11 protein-coding genes and 1 pseudogene are annotated in these 12,429 nt (G+C 74.8%); 3 read left to right on the plus strand and 9 right to left on the minus strand.

Annotated features, from left to right (window positions below; translation table 11 throughout):
- Positions 1-154: 154 nt before the first annotated feature.
- The 3 genes from ACFC1T_RS13710 to ACFC1T_RS13720 all read left to right on the plus strand — a co-directional run bounded on the left by ACFC1T_RS13710 (position 155) and on the right by ACFC1T_RS13720 (position 4,328).
- Complete coding sequence (locus tag ACFC1T_RS13710; protein ID WP_375887670.1) at positions 155-1,618, plus strand: DHA2 family efflux MFS transporter permease subunit; 1,464 nt, start codon at positions 155-157, stop codon at positions 1,616-1,618.
- Between the two features lie 185 nt (positions 1,619-1,803).
- Positions 1,804-3,654, plus strand: a complete 1,851-nt coding sequence (locus tag ACFC1T_RS13715) for a S9 family peptidase (RefSeq protein WP_375887672.1) — start codon at positions 1,804-1,806, stop codon at positions 3,652-3,654.
- On the plus strand, positions 3,651-4,328 hold the full coding sequence (locus tag ACFC1T_RS13720) for a hypothetical protein (RefSeq protein ID WP_375887675.1): 678 nt from the start codon (positions 3,651-3,653) through the stop codon (positions 4,326-4,328). Before ACFC1T_RS13715 ends, ACFC1T_RS13720 begins: the two co-directional genes overlap by 4 nt.
- A gap of 9 nt (positions 4,329-4,337) precedes the next feature.
- On the opposite strand, the gene ACFC1T_RS13725 is transcribed toward ACFC1T_RS13720, so the two are convergent.
- From ACFC1T_RS13725 to ACFC1T_RS13765, 9 genes and pseudogenes are all read right to left on the minus strand, one after another.
- Positions 4,338-5,141 carry an SURF1 family protein gene (locus tag ACFC1T_RS13725; RefSeq protein WP_375887677.1) on the minus strand — a complete coding sequence of 268 codons (804 nt, stop codon included), beginning with the start codon at positions 5,139-5,141 and terminating at the stop codon, positions 4,338-4,340.
- A gap of 207 nt (positions 5,142-5,348) precedes the next feature.
- On the minus strand, positions 5,349-6,515 hold the full coding sequence (locus ACFC1T_RS13730; protein WP_375887680.1) for a hypothetical protein: 1,167 nt from the start codon (positions 6,513-6,515) through the stop codon (positions 5,349-5,351).
- Positions 6,508-7,053 carry a SigE family RNA polymerase sigma factor gene (locus ACFC1T_RS13735; RefSeq protein ID WP_254802531.1) on the minus strand — a complete coding sequence of 182 codons (546 nt, stop codon included), beginning with the start codon at positions 7,051-7,053 and terminating at the stop codon, positions 6,508-6,510. The genes ACFC1T_RS13730 and ACFC1T_RS13735 overlap by 8 nt, the downstream gene beginning before the upstream one ends.
- Positions 7,054-7,405: 352 nt before the next feature.
- On the minus strand, positions 7,406-8,467 hold the full coding sequence (locus ACFC1T_RS13740; protein WP_375887682.1) for an aspartate-semialdehyde dehydrogenase: 1,062 nt from the start codon (positions 8,465-8,467) through the stop codon (positions 7,406-7,408).
- A 28-nt stretch (positions 8,468-8,495) separates the two neighbouring features.
- Positions 8,496-9,776, minus strand: coding sequence for an aspartate kinase (locus ACFC1T_RS13745; RefSeq protein WP_375887685.1), 1,281 nt, complete (start codon positions 9,774-9,776; stop codon positions 8,496-8,498).
- 422 nt (positions 9,777-10,198) lie between these two features.
- Complete coding sequence (locus tag ACFC1T_RS13750; RefSeq protein ID WP_375887687.1) at positions 10,199-10,903, minus strand: DUF5063 domain-containing protein; 705 nt, start codon at positions 10,901-10,903, stop codon at positions 10,199-10,201.
- Positions 10,896-11,495, minus strand: coding sequence for a recombination mediator RecR (gene recR, locus ACFC1T_RS13755; protein WP_375887690.1), 600 nt, complete (start codon positions 11,493-11,495; stop codon positions 10,896-10,898). Before recR ends, ACFC1T_RS13750 begins: the two co-directional genes overlap by 8 nt.
- A gap of 182 nt (positions 11,496-11,677) precedes the next feature.
- Complete coding sequence (locus ACFC1T_RS13760) at positions 11,678-12,019, minus strand: YbaB/EbfC family nucleoid-associated protein (RefSeq protein ID WP_360227091.1); 342 nt, start codon at positions 12,017-12,019, stop codon at positions 11,678-11,680.
- Positions 12,020-12,111: 92 nt separating this feature from the next.
- Positions 12,112-12,429 (minus strand): annotated as a pseudogene (locus ACFC1T_RS13765) (DNA polymerase III subunit gamma and tau); the annotation flags it as partial.

Here is a 12,429-nt window from a genome sequence, read left to right on the forward strand (position 1 = left end):
ACACGCTGGGGCTGCCACACCGCAGTCCAACACCAACCGCCCGTCCGTCCCAGCCGCCCGTCGTACCATGGGACAGGCGGGTTCCGGGGGCGCCGCCCCCCCCGGCGGCGCCCCGCCCCCGGAGGGCGGGGCGCCCGAGAGAGGAGAGCCCGAGTTGAGCACCGCACTGAAAGCCCCCGCCAAGGCCCCCGGCCCGGCTACCCCCGGTCCGCCCGCTACCCCCGCTACCCGCACTCCCCCCGCTGCCCCGGCGGCACCCGCCCCCCGGGGCCTGCTGCCGGTGATCCTGACCGCCACCTTCATGACCGCCCTCGACACCTTCGTCGTCAACGTCGCCGTCCCCTCCGTCCAGGCGGATCTGGGCGCCGGCCCGGCGGTCGTCCAATGGGTGATGGCCGGGTTCGGCCTGGCCCTCGCCGTCGGGCTGGTCACCGCCGGCCGGCTCGGCGACCGGTACGGCCGGCGCCGGGTGTTCGCGCTCGGTCTGGCCCTGTTCACCCTCGCCTCGGCGGGCTGCGGCCTCGCCCCGACGGCGGCCGCGCTGGTCGGTGCCCGGGTGGCACAGGGCCTGGCGGCCGCGCTGATGGGCCCGCAGGTGCTGGCGATCCTGCGGACGGCGTTCAGCGGCGCCGCGCAGGCCCGGGCCTTCGCCCGGTACGGGCTGACGATGGGCGTCGGCGCGGTGTTCGGCCAGCTGATCGGCGGGCTGCTGATCCGCGCGGACCTTCTCGGCCTGGGCTGGCGCAGCTGCTTCCTGATCAACCTGCCGATCGGCCTGGCCGCGCTGGCCGCCGTCCGGCGCTGCCTGCCGGAGTCGCGGGCGCCGCAGCGGCCGGGCCTGGACCCGGTCGGGGTGCTGCTGGCGACGGTCGGGCTGACCGCCCTGGTGCTGCCGCTGATCCAGGGGCCGGGCCTCGGCTGGCCACTGTGGACGCTGCTCTGCCTCGGCGCGGCGGTCGCCGTGCTGGTGGCGTTCGCCGTCCACCAGCACCGCAGTACGGGCCGGGGCACCCCGCTGGTGGACACCCGGCTGTTCCGCGGCCGCGCCTTCGGCACCGGGCTGCTCGCCCAGCTGGTCTTCTGGCTCGGCCAGGCCTCGTTCTTCCTGGTGCTCGCCCTGCACCTGCAGCTGGGCCGCGGACTGGACGCGCTCGGCGCCGGGCTGGTGTTCACCGCGATCGGCCTCGGCTACCTGCTGACCTCGAACGCCACCCACCGGGTCACCGCGCGCCTCGGCGAGCCGCGCACGATCACCGTCGGCGGGGTGCTGATGGCCGCCGGGCTGGGCCTGCTCGCGTTCGCCGCCGACGCCGGCGCGGACGGCAGCGTCTGGTGGCTGGCGCCCGGGCTGTTCGTGGACGGCCTCGGCATGGGCCTGGTGATCGCGCCGGTCACCACCGTCGCCCTGGCGGCCGTGGAGCCGCAGCTGGCCGGTGCGGCGGCCGGGGCGGTGGCGACCGTGCAGCAGGTCGGCGGCGCCGTCGGGGTCGCGCTGATCGGCCTGGTCTACTACGGCGCCGGCGACCCGACGGCGGCCTTCGTCCGCAGCACGGCGGTGCTGGCGGTGCTGGAGCTGGTGCTGGTGGGCCTGGTCCGGCTGGTGCCGCGCCGTTCGTGAATGCCGCAGGAGCACGACCCGGGAGAACGTCGCGGGGGCACGACCCGGGAGAACGCCCTGGGAGCACCACCCGGGCGGGCCGCCGAGGAGCACGACCCAGGCAGGCCGCCGGAGGAAGCCGGGCGGGCGGGGCGATCCCCGCCCGCCCGTTCCGTTCCGTCCCCCCGATCGGGTTGGATGGTCGGATGAGCGAGGAGAAGAGCACCGTACCGGCGTGGGAGCAGCGGTTCAGGGCGGCCCGGGTGTCACTGCCCGACTGGGCCGAGGACGCCCCCGACCGGGCGCTGTACGTGTCCAACGCGACCGGCACCTACGAGGTCTACGCCTGGGACCGTGCCACCGGCTCCCACCGCCGGGTCACCGACCGGCCGAACGGCACCACCGACGCCGAGCTGTCCCCGGACGGCGCCTGGGTCTGGTGGTTCGACGACCACGACGGTGACGAGTTCGGCGTCTGGCGCCGCCAGCCCTTCGCGGGCGGCCCGGACGAGGAGGCCGTGCCCGGCCTCGCCGCCTCCTACTCGGCCGGCCTGGCGCTGGGCCGCGACGGCACGGTGGTCGTCGGCCGTTCCACCGACGAGGACGGCACCACCCTGCACCTGCGCCGACCGGGCGCGGCCGAGCCGGTCGAGATCTACCGGCACGAGGAGTACGGCGGCGTCGGCGACCTCAGCCACGACGCCACCCTGCTGGCCGTCGACCACACCGAGCACGGCGACGCGATGCACTCCGCCATCCGGGTGGTCCGGCTCACCGGGGACGGGATCGAGACCGTCGCCGAACTGGACGAGGTCACCGGCCGGGACGAGCCGCGCGGCGTCGCCTGCCTGGGCTTCGCCCCGGTCGAGGGCGACACCCGGCTGCTGGTCGCCCACCAGCGCACCGGCCGCTGGGAGCCGATGATCTGGGACGTCGCGACCGGCGCCGAGACCGCCCTCCCGCTCCGCGACGAGCAGGGCCGCGAGCTGCCCGGCGACGTCTCCGCGCAGTGGCGCCCCGGCGCCGGGGCGCTGCTGGTCGAGCACGAGTACGAGGCGCGCAGCGAGCTGTTCACGTACGACCTCGCGGACGGCCGGCTGACCCGCCTGGAGACCCCGCGCGGCACGGTCGGCGGCGCCACCGCCCGCCCGGACGGCACCGTCGAGTACCTGTGGTCCTCGGCCGCCGAGCCCTCCGCCGTCCGCTCCACCGCGGGTGCGGTCGTGCTGCGGGCGCCCGGCCCGGTGCCGCCCGGCTCCGTCCCGGTCGAGGACGTCTGGGTGGACGGTCCCGGCGGGCGGGTGCACGCCCTGGTGCAGCGCCCGCGGACCGGGGGCCCGGGGCCGTACCCGACGGTCTTCGAGGTCCACGGCGGCCCGACCCACCACGACAGCGACTCCTTCGCCGCCGGACCGGCCGCCTGGCTGGACCACGGCTTCGCGGTGGTCCGGGTCAACTACCGCGGCTCGACCGGCTACGGCCAGGCCTGGACGGACGCGCTGCACGAGCGGGTCGGCCTGATCGAGCTGGAGGACATCGCGGCGGTCCGGGAGTGGGCCGTCTCCAGCGGCCTCGCCGACCCGCGGCGACTGGTGCTCACCGGCGGCAGCTGGGGCGGCTACCTGACCCTGCTCGGCCTGGGCGTGCAGCCCGACAGCTGGTCGCTGGGCGTCGCCGCGGTACCGGTCGCGGACTACCACACCGCGTACGCCGACGAGATGGAGGCGCTCAAGTCGCTCGACCGCACCCTCTTCGGCGGCACCCCCGAGGAGGTCCCCGAGCGCTTCACCGCCTCCTCGCCGCTGAGCTACGTCGAGCAGGTGCGGGTGCCGGTGTACATCAGCGCCGGGGTCAACGACCCGCGCTGCCCGATCCAGCAGATCGAGAACTACGTCGAGCGGCTGGAGCAGCTCGACAAGCCGCACGAGGTGTACCGGTACGACGCCGGGCACGGCTCGCTGGTGGTGGAGGAGCGGATCCGGCAGCTGCGGCTGGAGATCGACTTCGTCCGGCGGCACCTCGGGGTCCCCGACGGCGGCAGCGGAGCGGCTGGGTGAGACGTCTGTCGGCGGTCGCGGGGGCGGCGGTGGCCGGGGTGCTGGTGCTGGTGCTGAGCGGCTGCTCGGGCTCGCACGGCGACGAGGTCGCCTGCCCGCCTCCGGCCACGGCCCCGGCTCCGACCACGCCCCCGGCTCCGGCCACGCCCACGGCCTCCGTCGCGCACCCGGCGCCCGCGCCCAGCGGCTCGGCGACCCGGGCGAGCGCGCCGGTGGCCGGGGCGACGGTCCTCCGGGCGTCCTACCAGCCGGGCGCGGAGGAGGACGCGGCCGAGCGCGGCGGATCGCACGGGTCCGGAGGTTCGCACGGCTCCGGCGGGTCCAACAGCTCCGGCGGTTCCGGCGGTTCGCACGGCTCCAGCAGCTCCGGCGGTTCGAGCGGCACCAGCGGTTCGAAGGGTGGCGGTCGCACCACGCACCACCACATCGACCACTACGGCTCGAACAACGGGTCGGCCGGGCGCGGCCACTGCCGCGGCGGGAGCGCGCCGGTGGACGAGGACACGGCGACGCCGTTCGGTAGCGGAGGCAGCGGAGGCAGCTCGTCGACCCCGTCGGGGCCCCCGACCGGCCCCGCAGCACCGATCACACCGACCGGCGCACCGACCGCACCGACCGCACCGCTCAAGCCGACCCCGGTGCCCACCCCGCCCCCCGGCAGGCCGACCCGCTGACCGGGCGGCTCAGTCCAGGACCGGGTCCAGCCCGAGGGCCCGGTCCTGCTCCGCCTCCGCCTCCCGGCGCACCAGGCGGAACCACATGAAGACCACGAACCCGCCGAAGACGAACCACTCCAGCGTGTAGCCCAGGTTCTGGAAGGCCCGCAGGGTGAGCCCGTCCCCGCCCTGCGGCTGGACGGTCGGTACGGCGGTCAGCCCGGCGGGCACCTGGTCGGCGGAGACCCAGCCGTCGTACCAGCCGTCGTACTCCAGCACGTTCAGCAGCGAGGCCCGGTTGATCATGCCGAGCTGCCCGGCGGGCAGGCCGCCCGCGACCGCGCCGTTGCTGCCGACCGACTCGTTGGCCTGGAGCCGCCCGGTCACCGTCACCGGCCCGGTGGGGGCCGGCCCGACCGCGTGGGCGGCGCCGGACGGGTCGGCGGGCGGGTTGCCGGGCGCCCAGCCCCGCACCACGGCGACGGCGTGTCCGTCGGCGGTACGCAGCGGGGTCAGCACGTAGTAGCCCTGCTTGCCGTCCAACACCCGGTTGGGGACGAGGAGTTGGTGCTCGGTGTCGTACTCCCCGGAGGCCGTGACGGACTTGCCGACGGTCTCCGTGGTCACCTGCGGGGTGGCCGGGCCGAGCAGCGCGTCGATCGGACGGGCTTCACCCGAAGCGGCGAGCGACTGCTTGGTCTCCTGGTGAGTGGAGACGCGGTCCTCGAACCGGCCGAGCTGCCAGGAGCCCAGCCAGACGCAGACCGCCACGGCCGCCACGGCCAGGGCGGTGCCGCCCAGCCAGCGCGGAGTCAGGAGGAACCGGTACACACCCCCCACGGTAACCACTCCTCACACCGCGCCGGACCACAGGGTCCGCCTCCGCCCGCCGGATCGGCCGCGGAACGCCGCGCGGCCGACGCCCGCGCCGAGCCCGGGTCCTGCACCGACGACGGCCGCGCCGAGCCCGGGTCCTGCGCCGACGACGCCCGCGCCGAGCCCGGATCCTCCACCACCGCCGCCCGCGCCGCCCCCGGCTCAGCCCGCCGCGGGCGTCCCCGAGGGCCGGGCCGCCGACCCGCCGGACGGCTGGACCCCGCCCCGGTAGAGCGTCCCCCCGCACCCGACCGGCAGCGAGGCCGTGGCGACCGCCGGGCTGCCTGGGGCCGGGGTGTGGGCGATGGTCGCGGTGGGCGGTGCGCCGGTCGGGTTGCCGCTCGGGGTGGCGGTGGGGCTCGGCGCCGCGGTGGGCCCGGAGGTGGGCGAGGGGCTGGCCTGCGGGTTGGAGCTCGGCGCCGCCGAGGCGCCGGTGCCGGAGTTCGGGGCCGCGCCGGAGGAGCCGGCGGGGCCCTGGGTGGTCAGGGAGGCCTGGTTGGTGCCGGAGGTCGGTGCGGTGGTGGCGCCGCCGGAGGAGCCGCAGCCCTGGTCCGGGATCCAGGCGAACGGCACCTTGTACCCGGCCTGCGGGGCGAGCAGCGGCGGTTCGGCGTCCATCGCGGGCAGGTTGCCGGCCGGGTCGCCGGGGGTGTGGTCGGCGGAGCGGACCCGGTTGCGGTCGGTGCCGCTGACGTCGGTGACGGCCACCGCGCCCGGCCCGCCGAGGCGGCAGCTGCGGCCGGAGACGTTGTACACCGTGAAGGAGCCGTAGATCCGGCCCTGGGTGTCCGCGGGGCCGACCTGGGCGGTGCCCTGGCCGAGGTCGGCCCGGGTGCAGAGCGGGACGATCCCGCCGTCCCCGGTGCCGGGGGCCCCGGTGGGGGTGGCGGGGCCGGTGCGGGTGGCGTCCGCGCCGGGGCTCGGCGAGGCGCTGCCGGTGCCGGTCGGAGAGGTGCTGCCCGCGCCGCCGGGGCCGGGGCGTACGCCCCCGCCGGTGGCGCTGCCGCCGATCGCGCTGCCGGTGGGGGCGGCGAGGGTCGCGCCGCCGGCGTTCGCCGAGCCGGGCCCGCCGGACAGTCCGAGGTGGTCGCCCTCGTGCAGGACGGGCAGCGCGATCGCGACCGCCAGGGCCAGTGCCGCCGCGCCCGTCCAGGCCCCGCGCCGGGCAGCCCGCCGCCGGGGTACGGCCTGGCGGATCCGCGGCAGGGCGCCGACTCCGGGCTGGATCCGGTCCACCGCGTGGTGCATGAGCTCGCGCAGCGCCCGTTCCTCGGCGGAGAAGTCCGGGAGGTGGTCGTCCCCTGGCCGCTGGCGGGCGCCGTCAGCCATGTCCGGCCTCCATCTGGGTCCGGAGGGCGGCGAGTCCGCGTGAGCCGTACGCCTTCACCGAACCGAGCGAGATGCCCAGGGTCTCGGCCACCTGCGCCTCCGTCATGTCCACGAAGTAACGCAGCACCAGAACCTCCCGCTGACGGCGTTGCAGACCCTTCAACGCGGCCTTCAGCTGGTCGCGCTCCAAGGCATCGTAGGCACCTTCTTCTGCACTGGCCATGTCAGGCATCGGCTTGGGCAGCAGTCGCAGGCCGAGGATCCGCCGTCGCAGCGTGGAGCGCGACAGGTTGACCACCGTCTGCCGCAGGTAGGCCAGGGTCTTCTCTGGCTCGCGCACCCTGCGCCGGGCGGCGTGCACCCGGATGAAGGCCTCCTGCACGACGTCCTCACAGGTGGAGAGGTCGTCCAGGAGCAGCGCGGCGAGGCGCAGCAGCGAGCGGTAGTGCGCCTGGTAGGTCTCGGTGAGCAGGTCCTCGCTGGTACCCGCGTCGGTACCCGCGCCGGAGTCCGCCGCACCGGGTGCGGCCGCCGTCATCTGGTCGTCTTCCGGCCTACTCGAAGACCACGGGGAACGCGCCGGAAAGGCCACCACGGCTCTCGCCCCGATGCCCGCCCTTGCCCCCACCATCACGTTCGCCACGCCCGTTGGACACTCGATCCCCTGTCATGGTTGCCCAGCCCGGGGGCCATTCTTCCGCATCGGCGGAAGCGGCCTCCAGGGGATTCCCACGGGATTCCGGACAGATTGTGTCGAGGAGCGGACACAGGTCCGGACGTCCTCGGGCACAAGGGGCCCTCAGAACCGGGCCGATGACGGGTCCTGAGCCTCCCCACCGTCAGTTCGGGCCGCCCTCGCCCCGCCTGGAGCGCCGACTCGGCGGCCGCCCTCAGTCCGCCCGGAGCGTGAGCTCGGCGGCCACCAGCTCGGCGATCTGCACCAGGTTGAGCGCGGCCCCCTTGCGCAGGTTGTCGCCGCACAGGAAGAGGTCGAGCGCGTCCGGCTCGTCCAGCGCCCGGCGCACCCGCCCGACCCAGACCGGGTCGGTGCCGACCGCGTCGTTCGGGGTCGGGAACTCCCCGGCCGCCGGGTCGTCGTAGAGGACCACACCGGGCGTCTCGCGCAGGATGTCCTGGGCGTGCTCCTGGCTGACCTCGCGTTCGAAGCGGGCGTGCACGGCCAGCGCGTGGGTGCGCACCACCGGGATCCGCACGCAGGTCGCGGAGACCTTGAGGGCGGGCAGGCCGAGGACCTTGCGGGCCTCGTCGCGCAGGCCCAGCTCCTGGGCGGACCAGCCGCCGTCCTGGAGACCGCCGGTCCAGGGCACCGCGTTCAGGGCGAGCGGGGCCGCGAACGGCCCCTCGTCGGCGATCACCGCGCGCAGGTCGCCGGTCTGCCGGCCGACCTCGGTGCCGGCCACCAGGGCGGTCTGCTCGCGCAGCGCCGCGGTGCCGGCCCGGCCCTCGCCGCTGGCGGCCTGGTAGGTGGCCACCACCAGCTGCTCCAGCCCGTACTCGGCGTGCAGCGCGCCGACCGCCGTGACCAGCGCCAGCGTGGGGCCGGCCGGACTGGCCACGATCCCGCGCGGACGGATCCGCAGCGCGGCCGCGTTCACCTCGGGGACGACCAGCGGTACGTCCCCGACGGTGCGGAAGGCGGCCGAGTCGTCGACCACCACGACGCCCTTGGCCGCCGCGATCGGCGCCCACTGGGCGGAGACCTCGTCGGGGACGGCGAACACGGCGACGTCGATCCCGGCGAAGGCCTCCTCGGTCAGCGGCACCACCGGGACCGCCGCCCCGCGCACGACCGGCGTACGGCCGGCCGAGCGCGGGGAGGCGACGAGTCGGACCTCGCCCCAGACGTCCTGACGGAGCGAGAGCAGGCCGAGCAGCACCTCGCCGACCGCGCCGGTGGCGCCGACCACGGCGAGGTTGGGACGCCGGGTCACCGCCCGCTGCCCCCGCCCGGCTCCCGGGTCATCGACCGGTGCCGCCGTAGACGACGGCCTCGTCGCTCTCGCTGTCCAGGCCGAAGGCGCTGTGCACGGCGCGGACCGCCTCCGGCACGTCGTCGGCGCGGGTGACCACCGAGATGCGGATCTCCGAGGTGGAGATCAGCTCGATGTTCACGCCCGCGGCCGAGAGCGCCTCGAAGAAGGTCGCGGTGACGCCCGGGTTGGAGCGCATGCCGGCGCCGACCAGCGAGATCTTGCCGATCGCGTCGTCGTAGCGCAGCGACTCGTAGCCGATGCCCTCCTTGACCCGGCCGAGCGCGTCGATGGCCTTCTGGCCCTCGGTCTTCGGCAGGGTGAAGGAGATGTCGGTCAGACCGGTCGACGCGGCGGAGACGTTCTGCACCACCATGTCGATGTTGACCTCGGCGTCGGCGATGGCGCGGAAGATGCGCGCCGCCTCGCCCGGCTTGTCGGGCACGCCGACGACGGTGACCTTGGCTTCGGAGGTGTCGTGGGCGACCCCGGAGATGATGGCCTGCTCCATCTCGCCCCCTTCGGGCTTGTTCGGGTTGTCGTTGCTGACGATCGTCCCGGGAAGACCCGAGAAGGACGAGCGTACGTGAATCGGGATGTTGTAGCGCCGCGCGTACTCGACACAGCGGTCGAGCAGGACCTTGGAGCCGGACGAGGCCAGCTCCAGCATGTCCTCGTACGCGATCCAGTCGATCTTGCGCGCCTTCTTCACCACGCGCGGGTCGGCGGTGAACACGCCGTCCACGTCGGTGTAGATCTCGCAGACCTCGGCCTTGAGCGCGGCGGCCAGCGCGACGGCGGTGGTGTCCGAGCCGCCGCGGCCCAGCGTGGTGATGTCCTTGCTGCTCTGGGACACGCCCTGGAAGCCGGCCACGATCGCGATGTTGCCCTGGTCCAGGGCGGTGCGGATGCGACCCGGCGTCACGTCGATGATGCGTGCCTTGTTGTGGACGGAGTCCGTGATGACACCGGCCTGGCTCCCCGTGAAGGACTGGGCCTCGTGCCCCAGGGATTTGATCGCCATGGCCAGCAGCGCCATGGAGATGCGCTCTCCAGCGGTCAGCAGCATGTCGAACTCACGGCCGGCAGGAAGCGGTGACACCTGCTCCGCGAGTTCGATGAGCTCGTCCGTCGTGTCGCCCATCGCGGACACCACGACGACGACCTCATGGCCGGCCTTCTTGGCGTCAACGATTCGGCGGGCAACGCGCTTGATGCCTTCGGCATCCGCAACGGATGAGCCGCCGTACTTCTGCACGACAAGGCCCACGTGCGCTCCTCGACTAGTGTCGTTTTCCGGGGGCTCCAGGCCCCCGTACCCCCCGGGGGAAAGGGGGGTGCGGTCCGCGCCAGTCTACCGAGCAGGGGTGCCCTGACCGGCGCTTTCCATATGATGAGACGGCCGTTTCAGCACGTGGGCGGCGGTTCGGGCGGTGCCACCGGCAGGTCTGCGGGACACCGGGCGCCGTTCCGAAGAATTCCCGGACGAATACCGGGTACCCCGGCCGGATTTCTTTTCCGGGGGGATTGCTGAGGCATTCGTCACAATCGCCGACGGCCGCCGCGATCCCCGGCGGCGGCCGTCGGCTGCGGCCTTCGCATACTGCCCTCGGTGCGGCCCTCGGTTGCGGCCCTCGGTTGCGGCCCTCGGTTGCGGCCCTCGGTTGCGGCCGAGGGCCGCCTACCTGCCGCCTACCGGCCGAGGCCGAGCTCGGCCTCCATCAGGTCGCCCGCCTGCTGCTCCAACTGCTCGTCGGTCAGCCCGTCGTCGTCGGTGTCCGCGCCGTCCGGCGCCGCACCGATCGGACTGTCCAGCCGGACGTGGGCGATCAGCGACTGCAGCGCCCGCAGCACCGCCGTGCAGGTCGTGCCCCAGTTGGAGAGGTACGAGAACTGCCACCACCACAGCGCCTCGCTGACCCGGCCCTCGCGGTAGTGGGTCAGGCCGTGCTGGAGCTCGCTGACCACGCCGGCCAGGTCGTCCGAGATCCGGAAGGCGTTCGGCTTCTCCGGCGGACCGTACGGGTCGAAGACCTCGTGGTAGACGTCGATCGGCGCGAGCAGCACGGCGAGGCGCTCGCGCAGCTGCTCGCCGTCCGGCTCCGGCCCGGCGTCGGGCTCGAAGCGGTCCTCGGGGACGACGTCCTCGATCGCGCCCAGCCGGCCGCCGGCCAGCAGCAGCTGCGAGACCTCCAGGAGCAGCAGCGAGACCGCGCTGCCCGGTTCGTCGCCCTTGGCGACCTCGGTGACGGCGAGCACGAAGCTCTCCACCGAGTCGGCGATCTGCACGGCGAAGTCGTCCGGCTCGGAGCCGTGGCCGTGGGTGTGCGGGGCGGTCGCCCCGGCCTCCGGCTGCGGGGAGCCGTGGGGCTGCTGGTTGATCGTCCGGTCAGACATCGAGCAGTCGTCTCCCTTCGAAGGCGCGACCGAGGGTGACCTCGTCCGCGTACTCCAGGTCCCCGCCGACGGGCAGTCCGCTCGCCAGCCGGGTCACCTTCAGGCCCATCGGCTTGCACAGCCGGGCCAGATAGGTGGCGGTCGCCTCCCCCTCCAGGTTGGGGTCGGTGGCCAGGATCAGCTCGGCGACCGTGCCGTCCGCGAGGCGCGCGAGCAGCTCGCGGATGCGCAGGTCGTCCGGGCCGACGCCCTCGATGGGGCTGATCGCGCCGCCCAGCACGTGGTAGCGGCCGCGGAACTCACGGGTGCGCTCGATGGCGACGACGTCCTTGGGCTCCTCGACCACGCAGATGACGCCGAGGTCGCGCCGCGGGTCCAGGCAGACCCGGCACCGCTCGGCCTCCGCGACGTTGCCGCAGACCGCGCAGAAGCGGACCTTGTCCTTGACCTCAAGCAGCGCGTGCGCGAGACGGCGCACGTCGACCGGGTCGGACTGCAGCACGTGGAAGGCGATCCGCTGGGCGCTCTTGGGCCCGACGCCGGGCAGCCTGCCCAGTTCGTCGATCAGGTCCTGAACCACGCCCTCGTACAACGTCGCGCCTTCCCTCGGATGGTCCGGTGGTGCTCCTGGTCGGAGGTGCCCCGGTGCCATCATCCAACGAATCGGGCGCCGGACACACCGCCCGACGCCCGACTCCCACAGAAATCACATGGGTCCGCCGTCTGAACTCCAGACCGTCGACCCCCGCGGCGGGGTCCCCGGCCGGGGTTTCCCTAGAACGGCAGGCCGGGGATGCCGCCGCCGCCCAGGCCCTGGGTCAGCGGGCCCATCCGCTCGGCCTGCATCTTCTGGGCCGCCTGGTTGGCGTCCCGCACGGCCGCCAGGACCAGGTCGGCCAGGGTCTCGGTGTCCTCCGGGTCCACGGCCGCCGGGGCGATGGTCAGCGCCACCAGCTCGCCCGAACCCGTCACCGTGGCCTCGACCAGGCCGCCGCCCGCCGTACCGTTCACCTTCGCCTCGGCCAGCTCCTGCTGGGCCTTCGCGAGCTCCTCCTGCATCTTCTGCGCCTGCTTGAGCAGCTGCTGCATGTTGGGCTGACCACCACCGGGGAACACGGCTCACTCCTTGCTGTCACACGGTTCGTCGTACGTCACGGTCGAGCCTACGGGCCCGGGGCGGATGCCGTGGCCCCGCTCCCGGGGAGCGCTCAGTTGCCGCGGTGGTGGATCTCCTCCAGCACCGTGGCCCCCAGCTCGCGGATGATCAGGTCCTGGCCGGAGAACGTCTCCTCGTTGAGGTCCGGGTCGTCCTCCTCCGGGATGTCGTCCTCCGGCCGCACCGACTGCACCGGGCGGGCCGGGGGCGCCGCCACCGGCGGCGGGGCCTGCACCGGCGCGGGAGCCTGCACCTGCGGCCGGGGCGGCGCCTGGACCGGGGCCTGCGCCTGCGGCGGGGCCTGCACCGCGGCCTGCGCCGGGGCGGGAGCCGCCGCCGGCGGGGCGGCAGCCGCCGGACGGGCCGGGGC

Source organism: Kitasatospora sp. NPDC056076, assembly GCF_042266305.1.
Taxonomy (GTDB): domain Bacteria; phylum Actinomycetota; class Actinomycetes; order Streptomycetales; family Streptomycetaceae; genus Kitasatospora.